Source organism: Phormidium sp. CCY1219 (assembly GCF_055795085.1).
Window position 1 is genome coordinate 1 of record NZ_JAYFEQ010000257.1, and the last position, 16841, is coordinate 16841.

The 16841-nt window shown below is 51.8% G+C and carries 11 protein-coding genes and 1 tRNA gene; 6 read left to right on the plus strand and 6 right to left on the minus strand.

Annotation, left to right across the window (positions count from 1 at the left end):
- Positions 1 to 1031 precede the first annotated feature (1031 nt).
- From ispG to AC0QH1_RS02900, 3 genes are all read left to right on the plus strand, one after another.
- Positions 1032 to 2258, plus strand: coding sequence for a (E)-4-hydroxy-3-methylbut-2-enyl-diphosphate synthase (gene ispG / locus AC0QH1_RS02890; RefSeq protein ID WP_324629309.1), 1227 nt, complete (start codon positions 1032 to 1034; stop codon positions 2256 to 2258).
- A 608-nt stretch (positions 2259 to 2866) separates the two neighbouring features.
- Entirely contained in the window at positions 2867 to 4162 is a 1296-nt protein-coding gene (ctpC, locus tag AC0QH1_RS02895; protein WP_324629310.1) for a carboxyl-terminal processing protease CtpC, read from the plus strand.
- Between the two features lie 402 nt (positions 4163 to 4564).
- Positions 4565 to 6760, plus strand: coding sequence for a hypothetical protein (locus AC0QH1_RS02900; protein ID WP_324629312.1), 2196 nt, complete (start codon positions 4565 to 4567; stop codon positions 6758 to 6760).
- Positions 6761 to 6879: 119 nt separating this feature from the next.
- On the opposite strand, the gene AC0QH1_RS02905 is transcribed toward AC0QH1_RS02900, so the two are convergent.
- Positions 6880 to 8205 carry a glutamate-5-semialdehyde dehydrogenase gene (locus AC0QH1_RS02905; protein ID WP_324629313.1) on the minus strand — a complete coding sequence of 442 codons (1326 nt, stop codon included), beginning with the start codon at positions 8203 to 8205 and terminating at the stop codon, positions 6880 to 6882.
- Between the two features lie 434 nt (positions 8206 to 8639).
- On the opposite strand from AC0QH1_RS02905, the gene AC0QH1_RS02910 reads away from it, so the two are divergent.
- Together AC0QH1_RS02910 and AC0QH1_RS02915 are read left to right on the plus strand one after the other, a co-directional pair.
- Positions 8640 to 10364: a zinc metalloprotease HtpX gene (locus AC0QH1_RS02910; protein ID WP_324629315.1), complete on the plus strand. Its 1725-nt coding sequence runs from the start codon at positions 8640 to 8642 to the stop codon at positions 10362 to 10364.
- Positions 10365 to 10470: 106 nt separating this feature from the next.
- The gene (locus AC0QH1_RS02915) at positions 10471 to 11436 is read left to right on the plus strand and encodes a 3'(2'),5'-bisphosphate nucleotidase (protein ID WP_324629316.1); all 966 of its coding nucleotides are present in this window, start codon (positions 10471 to 10473) and stop codon (positions 11434 to 11436) included.
- Between the two features lie 214 nt (positions 11437 to 11650).
- Here AC0QH1_RS02915 and AC0QH1_RS02920 read toward each other — a convergent pair whose 3' ends face one another.
- The 5 genes from AC0QH1_RS02920 to AC0QH1_RS02940 all read right to left on the minus strand — a co-directional run bounded on the left by AC0QH1_RS02920 (position 11651) and on the right by AC0QH1_RS02940 (position 16592).
- Positions 11651 to 11815 carry a hypothetical protein gene (locus tag AC0QH1_RS02920; protein ID WP_324629317.1) on the minus strand — a complete coding sequence of 55 codons (165 nt, stop codon included), beginning with the start codon at positions 11813 to 11815 and terminating at the stop codon, positions 11651 to 11653.
- 231 nt (positions 11816 to 12046) lie between these two features.
- Positions 12047 to 12916, minus strand: coding sequence for a right-handed parallel beta-helix repeat-containing protein (locus tag AC0QH1_RS02925; protein ID WP_324629318.1), 870 nt, complete (start codon positions 12914 to 12916; stop codon positions 12047 to 12049).
- A gap of 275 nt (positions 12917 to 13191) precedes the next feature.
- On the minus strand, positions 13192 to 14790 hold the full coding sequence (lysS, locus tag AC0QH1_RS02930) for a lysine--tRNA ligase (protein WP_324629319.1): 1599 nt from the start codon (positions 14788 to 14790) through the stop codon (positions 13192 to 13194).
- A gap of 177 nt (positions 14791 to 14967) precedes the next feature.
- Positions 14968 to 15822 carry a nucleoside triphosphate pyrophosphohydrolase gene (gene mazG, locus AC0QH1_RS02935; RefSeq protein ID WP_324629320.1) on the minus strand — a complete coding sequence of 285 codons (855 nt, stop codon included), beginning with the start codon at positions 15820 to 15822 and terminating at the stop codon, positions 14968 to 14970.
- 137 nt (positions 15823 to 15959) lie between these two features.
- Positions 15960 to 16592, minus strand: coding sequence for a metal-binding protein (locus AC0QH1_RS02940; protein ID WP_324629321.1), 633 nt, complete (start codon positions 16590 to 16592; stop codon positions 15960 to 15962).
- Between the two features lie 39 nt (positions 16593 to 16631).
- Between AC0QH1_RS02940 and AC0QH1_RS02945 the strand changes: the two genes are divergently transcribed.
- Positions 16632 to 16703, plus strand: a tRNA-Val gene (locus tag AC0QH1_RS02945).
- The last annotated feature ends 138 nt before the right edge of the window (positions 16704 to 16841 follow it).

Genomic DNA, 16841 nt, shown 5'->3' on the forward strand with positions numbered 1-16841 from the left:
AAAGTTGTCGCTACTTTTTTGAGGATATTAGATGCGGCATTAATATCGGCATTAACTAGGGAAAAGGGAAAAGTGAATAGTGAATAGTGAATAGTGAATAGTGAATAATAAAATTTTCACTTTTCACTTTTTACTTTTCACTTTTCCCTTTTTCCTTAGTCCGGCAAGGGTGAAAAAGGGAAATGGCAGGATAAAACAGTTCGATCCCAGGGGGCGATCGCCGATGAGTGTTCCCACGGCTTTGCCTCCCTACGCTACCGCCTCCCTCCCACATCCCAGGAAATCAGGGAATACCCACCCGCCAACCGGAAAAACAACCACTGACCACTGACAATTGACCACTGACAATTGACAATTGACCAATGACCAACTTTATGGCAGTAGAAATCGGCAGTTCAGGCCACATTCCCACTTGTTTCTAACCAGATTTACCGATTCGGGCGATCGGCAAAGGATTTTCTTTTCCCAAAAAATAGCGCCCCGGAGGCAAGAGCGGTTCCCTTTGATTCTCTTGAGTGTAGTATTAACCGCTCCCAAACAGAAACTCTTTCCCATTTTTTATAGCTTCGCCACCGCCAATCGGCAACAGGCACCCGCCTCCACAACAATTACCAATAACAAATACGCAATACTGCATTCCAGCAAGAGAACCAACCACAAATGACTCATCGGTCATTGGTGATTGGTCATGTGGTAACAGGTCAAGGGTCACGGGTAACAGGTTATGGGTCACGGGTCAAAGGACAAATGACAAAGGACAAAGGACAAATGACAAATGACCAATGACCACAACTTTGGTAAAATCCCGGTAAGTTCGCCATAAAATGCTGGGAGCGAATTGATTTCCATGCCGCATTTTTTCTGATTACCTGGCAAACGGGAAAGGCGGTAAAACCCGCACCAGTCCCAAGGACCGTGCGCGCGATCGCCCCAAAAGCGCCCGTACTCTGAGGACCGCTTCCTGGAGAAAGGGCGTAGGGGACAGCGCAACCCAACCATAGTCGCTCAGACAGAGGATTAGCACAGAACCTATGCAGACACTTCCCAATCCAACCGTTGCTCAACCCAGTGCCAATACTGCCCTAACCGACACTACCATTCACCGACGCAAAACCCGTCCGGTACCGGTGGGAAACGTCACCATTGGCGGTGGGCACCCGGTGGTGGTGCAGTCCATGATTAACGAAGATACCTTAGATGTGGACGGATCGGTAGCGGCAATTCGTCGCCTGCACGAAATCGGCTGCGAAATCGTCCGGGTCACGGTACCGAGTCTAGCTCATGCCAAAGCGATCGCCGAAATTAAAGCCAAACTTGCCGCCACTTACCAACCGGTGCCCCTGGTTGCAGACGTTCACCACAACGGGATGAAAATTGCCCTAGAAGTGGCCAAGCATGTGGATAAAGTCCGGATCAACCCGGGGCTTTACGTCTTTGAAAAACCCAAAGCCAACCGCAGCGAATACACCCAAGCGGAATTTGAAGAAATTGGCGCAAAAATCCGCGAGACCCTGGAACCGTTGGTGATTTCTCTGCGCGACCAAGGCAAATCCATGCGGATCGGCGTCAATCACGGGTCGTTAGCCGAAAGGATGCTATTTACCTATGGGGACACCCCCGAGGGCATGGTAGAATCCGCCCTAGAATTTATTAAAATTTGCGAATCGTTAGACTTCCGGAATCTGGTGATTTCCCTGAAGGCATCGCGAGTGCCGGTGATGCTGGCGGCGTATCGGCTGATGGTGCAGCGGATGGACGCCCTGGGAATGGATTATCCCCTGCATTTAGGGGTAACAGAAGCCGGCGATGGCGAATACGGTCGCATCAAATCCACTGCCGGCATTGGCACCCTGCTGGCGGAAGGAATTGGCGATACGATTCGCGTTTCCCTCACCGAAGCCCCAGAAAAAGAAATTCCAGTTTGCTACAGCATTCTGCAAGCTTTGGGTCTGCGGAAAACAATGGTGGAATATGTGGCATGCCCGTCTTGTGGGCGGACCTTGTTTAATTTGGAAGATGTGCTGCATGAAGTTCGCGAAGCCACCAAACATCTCACCGGTCTGGATATTGCCGTGATGGGCTGTATTGTGAACGGACCGGGAGAAATGGCCGATGCCGACTATGGTTATGTGGGGAAACAACCGGGCTTTATTTCTCTGTATCGCGGACGGGAGGAGATTAAAAAAGTACCGGAAGATCGCGGAGTGGAAGAGTTAATTAACTTGATTAAAGCAGACGGACGCTGGGTGGATCCTTAAGACCTCGGCGATCGCCACCGATGGGGGTGGGCTGTCCCCACCCGACAACCTAGAAATCTCAGTTGCACTCGGAAATTTCCACTTTCGGGGTTGGCGCAATCCCCTCTCTGGCCAAATTCGTTCGTGGGAGGGGGTTGCGCCGATCGCTTTTTTGTGGGTTTCCGAATCGGAGAGTGGCTAGACCAAGGGCAGATACAGAAAAATTTTAGATTGGCCTGGGAAAATCGGCAAGAAAGCGGTTGCTCCTTTGCTTGTCCGCAAACCCGGGGCGCGATCGCCTGGTTCCCTCCAGAGAAAGTAAAGTTTTTGCCTGTGCTACCTACGAGAAGCCTGTGTTATCGTAGGGTTAGCGTCAAAACAATTTCTTAAACGTTCAGTGCCGTAGTTTTGTCTGTGTCGGGCGAAGTACGGAAGTGCAAATCTGGGCAGGCGCTTCAAGAAAATAGAGTTGAAAACAGCCCAACTCGGACCGACAGCGCAACGCCTAAATACCCCTTGATTTTATCACTCGCTCTCGAGGGTGTATCGTAACATCCCCACAAGGGATGGAAAAGTTCAACCAGGGGTTTTCGTTATTATTGTAGTGTTTCCTTCCAGGCTCAATATTTATGGTGATTACAAAACGCGGGTTTGTCCTCGGTGCCACAGCAGTCGCCCTCACTGCTGTCACAGTTACGGGAGCAGGACTTCATCTGTCCCAAAGTCAAGCATTTTTGAAACAAAGTCCCAAGGAACTGGTGGACGAAGTTTGGCAGATCGTCGATCGCAACTATGTTGATGGTACCTTTAACCAGGTAGATTGGGAAGCCGTGCGCGACGAATATGTAGAAGAAGCCTCTTATGCCAACCAAGAGGAAGCGTACCAGGGGATTCGAAACATGTTGGAGGAACTCGAGGATCCTTACACGCGATTCATGGATCCGCAAGAGTTCAAGAACATGCAAATCGACACCTCGGGAGAACTGACAGGGGTGGGGATTCAATTGTCTCAAGATGAAGAGACGAAAAAGCTGCTGGTGATTTCGCCGATTGAAGATACACCCGCGTTCGAACAAGGGATCCAAGCCGGTGACGTGATTCTCAAGATTGACGGGCGCAGCACCGAGGGAATGGATATCAACGAGGCAGTGAATTTGATTCGCGGTCCGGTGGGTAGCGACGTGACCCTGACCATTCTGCGCGACGATCGCAGAGAAATCGATTTTAACATTACCCGGGCGCGCATCGAAATCCATCCGGTTCGCTACAGCTACAAAGAAAGCCCCAGCGGTGGCGTGGGTTATATCCGCCTGACGAATTTTAACGCGATCGCCGCACAAGAAATGCGCGAGGCGATCGAGGATCTCGAAAGTCAAAATGTCTCCGGTTACATTGTCGATTTGCGCTCTAACCCCGGTGGATTGCTCAATGCCAGTATCGAAATCGCTCGCATGTGGATCGATGAGGGCACGATTGTCTCCACGGTGAACCGACGCGGCGTTTTAGACCTCCAGGAAGCCAATGGAAGATCCCTGACCGATAAACCCTTGGTAGTCTTGGTAGATGGCGGATCGGCAAGTGCCAGCGAAATCCTCTCCGGCGCATTGCAGGATCACGGGCGCGCGGTATTGGTGGGTACGCAAACCTTTGGCAAGGGTTTGGTGCAGTCAGTACGCGGATTGGGTGATGGGTCCGGACTCGCGGTGACGATCGCCAAGTACCTGACCCCCAGCGATCGCGATATCAACAAAGAAGGTATCTCACCGGATATTCTCATCGAACTGAGCGAAGAACAACGCGACGCCCTGCGCGAAGACCGCACCTTGATTGGCAGTCTCGAAGATCCTCAATTCGTCGAAGCACTCGAACAGCTTCGTCAGGCAATTGCCGAGGCGCGCGCCAAACGCCTTCAAACTGCCAACTGAGATGGGCAGCGGGTGAGAATGTGGCTGGGGCAAGCTTTCCCGGCCATTGTTGCAGCCTCTAAACTGCGATCGCACCCAAGGGTTGTTTCCCCCTGGCATCTGAGCCAAATTGTCAGGACGCACGTGACCCCCATCGCCGATGGTTGGGTCATCTTTGTTTGGTCAACTGTGAGCCACCGAGAAACCCCCTTGATATCACTTAATATAATCTCGGCCCAAAACTTAGTCCGCGTAGGCGGACTTGACTTGCCCAGGCGCGATTTCAATCCCCCGCTTTTGCGAATATTTATATAAACGTTCGGCTATAATTAGTCCGCGTAGGCGGACTTGGCTTGCCCAGGCGCGATTTCAATCCCCCGCTGCCCAGGCGCTACCGACGACAGTTACAGACAGAATAAAAACATGGAGAGAACCGCACAAATCACCCAAATAATCGAGAAACGCCGTCCTTTGGCCGAGAAAATCGAAGCAGTGGAGGGCAATCTCCGGGCGCTCTCCGCCGCACTTCAGAGCTTAGAGCAGCAGCGCGACGCCAACGTGGAGTACGTCTCAGACCCAGAGACAGGGGCGCGCTTGCAGGATATCGACTTTTCCCGGATGCAGGTGAGTTTGCTTGCCGAGCGAGAAGCGATCGCCAAACTGAAAGCCCGCTTCGAGCGGCCCACCCTGAATATCGGCGTTGTCGGGCGCGCCAGACAGGGGAAAAGCCGCCTGTTGCAAAGCCTCACCGGACTCACCACCGCAGAAATTCCCGACGGCGATCGGCAACATTGCACCGGGGTCAGAAGTACCATATACCACAACCCCAACCTGGAAACCCACGGCGAAGTCAGCTTTTATACCGAGCGCTCCTTTCTCGAAGAAGCGATCGCCCCGTATTACGAACAACTCGGCTTAGGGCCAAAACCTCTCACCTTAGACGACTTCGCCCAACAACCGCTTCCCCCCCTTCCCCGCAATTTGTCCGGCGCGCAAAGCGGTGCGAAATACGAACACCTGCGCCGATATCACACCCACCTCCACCAATATCGCCACCTGCTGCAGCATCCCTCACCGCGTCGCATTGCCCAATCCGAAATTCGGCAATATGTCGCCCAAGACACCCCCGACGGCGATCGCATCTTCTATAACTACCTCGCCGTGCGAGAAGTGAAAATTGTCTGCAGCTTTCCCAACGCCAATGTAGGACAAATTGCCTTAGTGGATATGCCCGGGTTAGGCGATACCGGAATCGGCGATGAAGAACGACTCTTGCAAACCCTCGGCGAAGACGTGGATTTCGTCCTTTTCGTGCGAATGCCCAAATCTTCCGGCGACTATTGGGCCGATGTAGACGTGAAACTCTACGACACCGCCAGCGCCGCCCTAGCGGACCTGCCGATCGCCTTGTGGTCCGTAATGATTCTCAACCGCACCGCCCCCAATTCTCCCAATGGCGACAATCACAAAAACTGCCAAGATTTAGCCGCCACAATGGCCGAAAAACACATCGATGTGGTACAATGTCTCACCGTCAACTGCGCCGATGCCGAAGCCGTCAATCGGCAAATTCTCGATGAGGTACTCGATTATCTAACCGCCCATATTCAACGCCTGGATAGGGAATATGCCTCCACCTGTCAAGAGCGCATCCACCAACTGCGCCAACGCATTCAATCCGAACTCGAAAAAGCTCGCGGCGCATTGGGAAATGCCATAACCAGCGAACGAGAATTCCCCCTATTTCTGCAACTGTTCGATACCCTGTGGGACGACTTGACTGGCGCTTTAGAAGGATTGCTCCGAGAGCTTGCTCAGCAGCGAGATACGGAAGATATGGACTTTAAAAAGCAGGTGAATGCCGCGATCGCATCTTGTCGGCAAAATCCAGGGATTCCCTCCATTGCAGACATCGAAATCCGCCGCGATCGCGTGGGCGGCTATCCCAATGCCTATTACCAGTATCTTAACGAAATTCGCGCCGCCTTGTCCAAACATTTCTTATCCCTTGATGAAGGATTAAAACGGGCGATCGAGCGATTGAAAACGCAAGTCGCACAAGTGCTGCGCGAACAAGGACGATTGGCACCTCTCACCGACGCCAACGGTAGCGACTTTTTATCCGCAATGGTCGAGACTATCCCCGACTCTTTAGAAAAACTCAAACTTGGCTTTCAAATCTTATCCGAGTTTAACCTATCTTATCGCGGATTAATTCAGCATCGAATTCGCGACCAACTCGATGCCTTAACACCCGATCGCAGTTCCCTAAAACTCTCTCAAACCGACGTATCTGCCTCAGAAGTGTTAGCCAACTTAAAAACCCTGCACGCCGAAACCCTGTACCACTGCGAAACCGCATTAGAAGAGTTATTAATCGAACCCAACCAGGCGGCATTTGCGATTGTAGAAGAATTTGTCGATCGCGTTTTGCGTGCCGAAGGCGTGAAAACCGAATGGCAAATTTTCTTAGAAGAAGTGCGCGGCGAGATCTGGGAAAATGAATTCGCCCAAATCGGCGATCGCACTCGTCGGAAACGAGAATGGTTAGATGCCGTACAACGAATCGAGTTCGCCAATCAAACGGAGTCGCTGCAGTTTTTAAGCGATAAACCGTAGGGTGAGCATCGCCCAGCCGATATTTCCCGATCTGACCTCAATGGGTTGTGTGGTGTGGAGATAAGAGGATTCGCCTGGGTCATGCCCAGGCGAACCGAGGTTATACAGCAATTCGACCCTTACAAATCGCGATGGGTGAAGGGTTTGGCATTTTTGCCAGAATAGGTGGCGGCGATGTGACCCTTGCCGGTGACTTTATATTTGTAAGTCACCAATCCTTCCAATCCCACCGGACCGCGCGGGGGCATTTGTTGGGTGCTGATACCCACTTCCGCCCCGAAACCGTAGCGGAAACCATCAGAAAAGCGGGTGGAACAATTGTGGAAGACGCCTGCAGCATCCACTTGACCCAAGAACTCCTCAGCGGTGGTTGCATCTTCGGTAACGATCGCCTCGGTATGTTTAGAACCGTAGCTGTTGATATGGGCGATCGCGGCGGTGGAAGACTCCACCACTTTAATTGCCAAAATCAAATCGCTATATTCCGTACTCCAATCCGACTCCTCCGCAGTCTGACAAGACGCCAGCACATCGTCGCCGAGGAATTGACGGGATTTGTCATCCAAGCGCACTTCCACCTTCATCTCTTGCAGCGCCGCCACCACTCGGGGGAGAAATTCCGGCGCGATCGCTTCGTGGACCAACAAAGTTTCTAGGGCATTGCACGCCGCCGGGTATTGGGTTTTCGCATCGATCGCGATCGGCTGCGCTTTCTCTAAATCCGCCGCTTTATCCACATAAACGTGGCAAATTCCTTCCGCATGACCGAGTACCGGAATCCGCGTATTTTCCTGCACGAAACGCACGAACGAGTTAGACCCCCGGGGAATAATCAAATCCACATATTCATCTAACTCCAGCAATTCCCGGGTTTCCTCTCTGGTAGTGAGCAATTGCACCACTTCCGGATCTACCTGGGTTTGCGCCAACCCTTGGCGAATCGCTTTCACGATTTCCGTGCAAGAGCGAAGTGCTTCCTTTCCGCCTTTGAGAATTACCCCATTTCCCGACTTGATGGCGAGGGCGGAAATCTGGATCGCCGCTTCCGGGCGCGCTTCAAAAATCACCGCCAACACCCCCAGGGGACAGGTGATGCGCTGCAGGATTAACCCCTCGTCCAATTCCCGATGAATTTGAACCGCCCCCACCGGATCTGGCAGTTTGCCCACATCGCGCACCCCGGCGATCGTGGCGTTGAGTTTGGTTTCATCCATTTTCAGGCGGTTGTAAAGCGGTTTAGAAATCCCCTCCGCCTCTGCAGCTTCGCAATCTGCCGCATTTGCCGCTACAATTTGTTCGGCGGCGGCTTCTAAAGCTTTGGCGATCGCTTCGATGGCTTCGTTTTTTGCCTCCTGTGACAGCACCCCCAACTTGCGCGCCCCCGCGCGAGTTTTTTGAGCAATTGTAACTAAAGAAGGCGTTCCAATTTCTACCGTAGTCGTCATAGAGATGTTTTCCGTTTCAACAGTGGATTGGCGATCGAACTAAAGAGCGCGAAAGGACACGCAACTCTCGAGCGGTTTAACCCGTTTTCCCTTGCCAATTTCAGACAAGGTATTAACCGGATTGGCGAAAATCAGTACAGTTGAGCTGACCCCTTTCGGGAAAGAGGATTGAGAATTTCTTAAGTTTTGTGGAGTTTTGACCAACCCAGCAAGTTTATAGGGTATCACAAAAACAGGAACGATTTTTTATTTTTCAGGGTGCAGACCGTTTTTAGGTATGCACGAGCATTTGACGCTTTGACTCCTTCCCCGGCACGCAACCCGATACGAGAGGCTCCGCCTCCCACCAATCCATCGGCTCAATTTGCGCGCTTGCTTGGGGATGGTGTTTCTCGTTGTTTTATTTCGGACTATTTCGGACAAGGAGAGTCTTTATGTCACCGCAATCCAACTCGTTTCCCAAAGCGGGTCGAGCCGCAATGGGAGGTGTCACACTCGCCATGAAAGGCATCGGGGGGAATCTCGCCCTCGCCTCTAGCGTCACCATGACCCTGATGTTTGGCATGGTGTTGGTGTTATGTTTGGGTATCTCCCTGATTTTGACCGGGGAAAATCCGCTCACTGGACTGGGGATTGCTGTAGGAATTACCCTGCTGTTTAATATTGCCGCCTTTTTCCTCTCGCCGTGGATTATGGACTTGACCCAGAAATGGCTCTACGGCACGCGCTGGGTGGAGATGAGCGAACTGCAAGAGCGCAGTCCCGAAGCGGCGCAGATCCTGCAGCAGGTTTGCGCCCACCACAAACTGAAGCAACCCCGGTTGGGAATCATCGACGATGCAAATCCCACCGCCTTTACCTATGGATCCCTGCCGAATAGCGCCCGTCTGGTGGTCAGCGCCGGGTTGTTTACCTATCTCGACGATGATGAAGTGGCGACGGTGTACGCCCACGAATTGGGGCATATCGTCCATTGGGACTTTGCGGTAATGACCGTAGCCTCCACCTTGGTGCAGATTACCTATTTGATTTACACCTTTGCCCGTCGCCTGGGCACTCGCGGCGGGGAAAAGGCGAAAGATATGGCGCAAACTGTGGCGTTGGTGGCTTACATTTTTTACGTGGTAGGCACCTATCTGCTGCTTTATCTGTCCCGCACCCGGGAATATTTTGCCGATCGCTTCGCCGCCGAAACCACCGGCAACCCCAATGCGCTTTCCCGCGCCTTGGTGAAAATTGCTTACGGGTTGGTGGAGGAAGGTCAAAAGGCAACCGAACCCAGTCGCTTGGTGGAAGGGACTCGCGCCCTAGGAATTTATGACCACAAAGCGGCTACTTCTACGGGGACGGCGTACCGCGTTTCTGCCTCACCGAGTCAAATCGGGCGGGTGTTTTTGTGGGATTTGTTTAATCCTTGGGGATGGTGGATGGAATTGAATTCCACTCACCCCTTGACCGGAAAACGGGTGCGGGCGCTGAGTACCTACGCGGAACAGTTGGGCCTGGATATGGAGTTCGATATGGGTCGCGTGGTGGGCGAAAGTCGCAATTTGAACAAAGGGAAGCTGTATGGCAGTTTTGTGTTAGATGTGGGGTTGTATAGTGCGCCGATTTTGGGATTAATTGGCGGTTTGCTGGTGGGAGTCTTGCTGATGAAACCGGGATTCGAGCAAGTTGCGATCGCCGGTCCCCTACTCGGTCTGGGAATTGGCATTTTGGTCAAAACCTTGGTCATGTTCCCGAACTGCGATCGCGCGCGGGACACCGATATTCTCACGTTGATGTCCGACCCCTACGCTAGTCCCTTGCGCGGTCAACCGGCGAAACTGAAGGGAGAACTCATCGGTCGCGGCGACGCGGGGTATGCCTTCGGGTCGGATCTGAAATTGCAAGACCGCACCGGGTTGTTGTTTTTGCGCTATGCGTCCCGCTTTGGCCCGATCGGGAATTTCCTGTTTGGGATGAAGAAGGTTAAAGGGTTGCTCGGAATGCAGGTGGATACCCAAGGTTGGTTCCGTCGCGGCGTGGCTCCTTGGATGGATCTGATGCAATTGCAAACCGATAGCGGTACGACGGTGAAGAGTTACCATCGCTTCTGGTCGTTCCTGTTGGGCGGCGGCGCAGCGATCGCGGGCATTTTGTTGCTCACGTTACTGTGATGGGTTCGTTGGTTCTAGACAGTTTCTCCGCAACACTTTAAAGTCAGAAGGGTAGGATGGCGCTTATCCTACCCTTTTTTATGTCAACTTCGAGAGAATATTGAGTATGTCTTACGAACGGGAAAAACAAGTGGCCATTGAAGCTGCGATCGCCGCTGCCAAACTTTGCGAGCTCGTCCGCCTTGATATCCCGCCGGCGATGGAAAAAAGCGATAAAAGTCCGGTTACGGTGGCAGATTACGGCTCTCAGGCGGTGATTTGCAAGGCGCTGTGGGAAGCATTCCCCGATGACCCGGTGGTGGGGGAAGAAGACGCCAAGGCCCTGCGCGATCCGGCGGAAGCGGAAAACTTGACAAAAGTCACGGAATATGTTAAGAAAATCGTGCCTGAAGTGACCCCGGAAAAGGTCACGGGATGGATCGATCGCGGTAACGGTGAAGTGAGCCAGCGATTTTGGACGTTAGATCCGATTGATGGCACCAAAGGGTTTTTGCGGCAAGACCAATATGCGATCGCGATCGCCCTGATCGAAAACGGCGAGGTGAAAGTCGGCGTGGTGGGATGCCCTGCTTTACCCTTGGAAAGCGGCGAAGTGGGCGCGCTATTTGCGGCAGTGCGCGGCGAAGGTGCGACGATGATGCCCATTGCCGGTGGCACGCCGCGATCGCTCCAAGTGGTGCCTGCTAACGATGGGCCGAACTTACGGTTTGTAGAAAGTGTAGAATCCAGTCACGGGAACCAAGTGCGACAAAATGCCGTAGCCAAAGCCGTGGGCATTACCGCAGACTCGGTGCGCGTGGATTCTCAGGCCAAATACGGCATCGTGGCTTCCGGACAAGCCGCATTATACATGCGCTTACCCTCTCCCAAATCCCCCGACTATCGCGAAAAAATCTGGGATCACGCCGCCGGTGCGATCGTGGTGGAAGAAGCGGGCGGGCGCGTCACCGACATGCACGGCAAACCCTTGAATTTCGCTCAAAGTGCGAAAATGACCGACAATCAAGGGGTCATTGCCAGTAATGGTGTCATTCACGATACGGTACTCACCGCATTGCGAGAGTCATCATAATCCTCCCCCCAAGTTGCGACTTCTAGTTGCAACTTGGCTTTGGGTTGCCCGCCGATGCGAACCGATTGCACTACATCCCTTTTGGCTCGTTCCTAACTCATCCTGACTCCTCTGATTCGTTCCCCTCTGGGGGGAACGCCTCTCCCGAGGATCCGCCTCCCCGGGTAAAGAAACTCGCCGGTTCGGAAACCCTCTACAGAATTCGAGGGGGTGACTACCGGGTGGTGTATGCAATCCACGATACCCTGCTGGTGGTGTTGGTGCTGCTTGGGGCATCGCCGGGAAATTTCTCCCAGGCACTCTTGACGCATCGCGATCGCGATCGCCGCAAATTCCCTCCCCCACACGCTTTCTCATCCCTTTGCCAAATTTCTGCCAAAATTGTTCTCGATTTCCATCTTCCTTGTGTTAAGCTGAATCCATACGGTAAAATATTGAGTCGGTTTTCATGGAAACACCCGATGGGGTGTGGTTTAGGCGCGAACCATCGCGTCTTTTTTATTGTTCACCTCCGATCCTGACCACTTCTCCGTCGCCGCCGCCTCAAATAGCCCGCATCGGCGGGGTTTGTCCGTATTTAGCCTTACCCTGGGCGAGGCGATCGCTCCCCCTAGGGCGATTCTTCCTCAAACCCCGTCTTGTCAATGTAAGTATTGATGAATTCTAGGGAAAGCGGTTGTTCCGAGATGGCAGTAATGTTATTATTTTCGATAGTACAATCCACGAACTGCACCGGGGTATTTTCTGGAATCGTATCTACCAAAAAGGAGACTAACTCGCGATTGAAGTTATTGCGAAAAAACGAGCAGTTTTCAAACTGGAAGGGTTCTTCAGAACGAACCAAATAAATCAAATAGCGACCTTCGTTATTGTAAAAATCGCTATTTTTTACTTGTAAGCCACTGCTGTTAAAATAGGCAAAAATGTGAGCGGTACATTCTTTGATGGTAATTCCGTCACAAGAGAGGTTACTGACGCGATCGCCGCGAATGCCAATCGAACCACTTCCGAACAGAACGCTGTGGTTAATTTCCACGCGATCGCAATTTTCCAGATGCACCACCGCCCCGGAACATATCCCTTTTTTGGGCCAATGTCCCGCCTCAATTCCTTCCACGCCAATTTGACGACAATTGACAAAATTTAGCACCGGACTATACTCATAAGGCGTCAGCACAAACGGTTTTGATTCCCTATCTCCCACAATTCTCAAATTCTCCACCCCAAAAATCGTCAGGGTGTCGTTTTCAAAATTAGCATTCGTCCAGCTTAACGCCGCAGTCAGTTCCGATAAATCGTAGCGAGGCGCAGTTAATTTTATCGTCCGATTCGACCCGATCGCCCGAAATAATTCTTCCACCGTTTTTGCTTCGATTTCTCTCTCGGAAGCCCTCGAGGCGACTGGACCTGTTGCTGCTGTACCCACCCCCGTAAAAAAACCCAGCAAACTAGACAAAAGACGACGCCGTTTAAATTTCATTTAAGTTCCCTTAATTGTATCGATTTTTCAACAAAGCCCCGCACCTTGGAAGGGTGGAATATCACAGAAATAACCCCGCCTACGCGGGCTATTTTTATTGGGAATCTTTGCACAGGATATCGTTCGTTTTGCTACTATTCCTGCGGACAGGATATGATATCGCTTCCGAAGGAATAGCTGTGAAAAGAACGAGTCCCCGTAGGCGGAGTTAGTTTGCCCAGGCGCGATTTCAATCCCCCCACTTTGTATGGGCAATCGAGTGCAGAAACGGCGGTTTACTGGGCGATCGCCTCCTGTTTCATCTTCACCACATCGCGCACTCGACCTACCACAAATTCCTTATCCAAATACGACAGCAAATTCCCCGCTTTCGGTCCGCGTTCTTTGCCCATAAAGGTCAAATACACCGCCGGGAATGCCTTTTTCGGTTTCATGCCAATTTCTTTTGTGGTGGTAAACAACAGGGTTTGCAGACTTTCCCCATCCCAGCTTGAGGCATTTTCCAAGTTCTCTGCTAAGTGATGCAGATAATTCACCTGTTCTTCCGTCAGTTCCTTTGCCCGTTCGGGAATTTCCTCAAAATACAGAACCAGTTTTTCTTCTTCATCGGCGTAATCATCCAGCCACTTTTGTGCGGCGGCGATTCGGCGATCGATAATTTGCCAATCGTAGTCCGTCAGCGGGCGATCGCAGCGCTGTTTCACTTCTTCCTTGATATCCAGGTGCGGAATTTGCAGCAGGGAAATTAGGGTACTCAAATCAAATGGTTCAAACGGCTTTACTTCATCGCCCAACTGGGAATAAAACAGCGGTTGCAACTCTTTATCCTGCTTTGGATCTTCCGGAGTTGTTTCCGGATGACTTTTGTATTTTTCCATCAGGGTATCGTAATCGCGAAATAGCCGCGTCACCGTTTCGTAATTGGGGGCGAAATTAATCACCGTTTTCGGCTGAGTTCGCAACATCAAAAAGCGCAACAATTCCGGCGGAAGCAATTCTGCGATTTCCTTTGCCGAAGACCCCACACCTTTCGAGGAACTCATCTTGGTGCCATTCACCAAAATAAATTCATAAGGGGAATGAAAGGGCGGTTGTTCTCGTAAAACTTTGCGACAAATGGCATTTGCCACATCTCTAGAACCGCCTTTTTGCGAGTGGTCTTTTCCGGCTAATTCGATAGTCACGCCGATTTGCTGCCACTTGGCTACCCATTCTACTTTCCAGGGCAATTTACCCTTGCCATCAAAGGGAGAAACCCACCCCGAATGTCCGCATCCATCTACATAGTTTGTGGCACTGGGTTCGCAGGTGTAATACACTTCTTTCCCGTTGTAGTCAGTGACCACAGTGGTGGCGATTTTGCCGCAATTTTCGCAGATAACTTGGAAGGGATACCAATTTTCCGGGCGATCGGCTTTGCTCGCTTCTTTATAGGCTTGTCGCACTAAATGTGCGTTTTGCAAGAAGGTATCGATATAAGAATTGAGTGCCCCGGAACGATACAAATCGCGCAGGTAGTATATTTCTGGCTTGACGCCCAAATATTCAAAAACCTCCAGGAATTCTCCCATGAAATACTTGGCATAATCGCTGGCGCTGTCTCCCGGAGACGGCACGTTACACAGGGGAAAGCCAAGATAGGGGGTAAATTTCTCGGCGTCTAGATATTTGGGAACGGTATCGAGTGCATCGTAGTCATCGACGCCGTAGGTGAATTTAACGGGCTTACCTGCGGATTTCAAGGCGCGGTAAATGACATCGTGAATGATGACACCCCGCAACGACCCCACGTGAACTCTGCCCGAGGGGGTTTTTGAATCATTAACCACTTGTTCGCCTTGTGCGTTTGCCGCGATTTTGTCAGCCCAAAACATAATTTACGTTCAGTTTTCAGAAAACTTTTCTAGTCTAGCACGAGTAGGCGGGCAATTTAAGCGCAAAAAAAACAATTTCATCTTCGGGTTTCTCGGGAAAGTCTGGAAACCCGAAATCATCGGCGGTGTGGTAGTTGTTGCCCTACCTACAGCAAGGGTGGGAGGGGTGCGATCGCCCTATTCTTCCTCCAACTTCTTTTGGGCAATCTGGGCTTTGGCTTTTTGCCACATCTGCTCGAATTCTTCAATCGTATAATCGGTTAAAGACCGATCGCAGGCGGCTTCTAGTAAAGCAAAGCGATCCACAAATCGATGATTGGTTTCTTGCAAGCCCACCGAGGGGTCGAGGTCATACCAGCGGGCTAAATTAATCAACACAAAGAATAAATCCCCCAATTCCGCTTGTTGTTGCGCTTTATCTTCATGGGCGATCGCATGTTGAAATTCCCCCAATTCTTCCTGGAATTTCTCCCAAACCCCTTCCACATTATCCCATTCAAAGCCAACTTTAGCCGCTTTTTGCGATATTTTCGTCCCCGCCATCAACGGGGGTAACGTGCGGGCATAGCGTTTCAGTTTGCGACTCAGGGTTTGCGTTTCGGCGGGGGTTTCTCCCTTTTCGGCGGCTTTGATTTCTTCCCAGTTTTTCCGAACTTCATCCACATGGGTAACTTCTAAATCCCCGAACACGTGAGGATGTCGCCGAATCAGTTTTTCCGCAATGCCTTCTGCCACTTCGGCGATGGTGAATTGGTTGGTTTCGCTGGCGATTTGGGATTGTAAGACAACTTGCAGCAACAAGTCGCCGAGTTCTTCCGCGATCGCATCTTTATCCCCGGTTTGAATCGCATCTACTACCTCATAGGCTTCTTCGATAATATAGGGAATTAACGTTTCCGGGGTCTGGGCTAAATCCCACGGACATCCCCCAGAGGGCGATCGCAACTGAGCCACAACCTCGATCAGCTTCGCAAGCGATCGCTGTGCTGGCGTAACAGATGCAGTGGGTTCGGGTGCTTGAGGCGTTGACATGAGCGCAAGTGCCAGTGGTGTACGAAAATCGTCTGTAGAGGACGCCATTGCGGTCCATCTAGTTAGGCTACCACATTCCATTCAAAAAAACTCCCCACCCCACCCCGGCGTCACCCACCACCTCAAATTCTTCTCCTTCATCGCCGTTTTCGCGATCGCGATTTAGATCCACTGCGGGGGCGACGCTTCGATGAACTGCGGGATTTAGCAGAACTGGACTTTTTCCCATTGCGCCGTTTCCCTTGCGGGAGTAAGCGGGGGAAACCCTGACGTTGCAAGCGTTTGTAAGCCGAACCGCCCCAGTCACTCAGGGAATGACTCATCGCCCCGAGTTCGCAACCGAGCAATAAAGCAATCGCTTCGGGAAAATAGTGGTGTAGCGATCGCGCCAGGATGTCTCGCCCCATCTGCCAATTCCAGGGGAACACACCCACCCATACCGCGATCGTCACCACCACTCCCCCCACCCCCGCCATCCAGATTCCCAGATAAAGCACTCGCAACGCCGTGCCAATCACCGGCCCGTGGGATAGAAAAGAGCGATGGTGCAGACTTTTTTGATAAGGAATCCAAATATATCGCAGCCATCCCCAGCGCTGAAACTGGCGCGAGTAAATATCCAAATCCGGCCCAAACATCAGCCCACTAAACAAAAAACCCCCAGAAACCAACAGGGTGAGGCTGCTGCTGCGCGTCTGAGAAAACGTCAAACTCGCCACAACAGGCAAACTCCATAAAGTAATTCGGTCATGCGTTCGACCAGATGGCATTGAAATTCAAACTGTGTTATGATAGGATACGCAAACCGAGGGCGGTTAGCTCAGTGGTAGAGCGCCTGCCTTACAAGCAGGACGTCACTGGTTCGAATCCAGTACCGCCCATTCTCAGATCGACTGTAGCGCGATCGCAACCCTCCCCCCGGTAATGACAATCCCCGGCAACCAGACCCCTGGATTCGCCCGGGATTAAAATCAGATCCGCCGGGAATTAAAATCCCCTACAGGTTTTGCTTGTTCTGT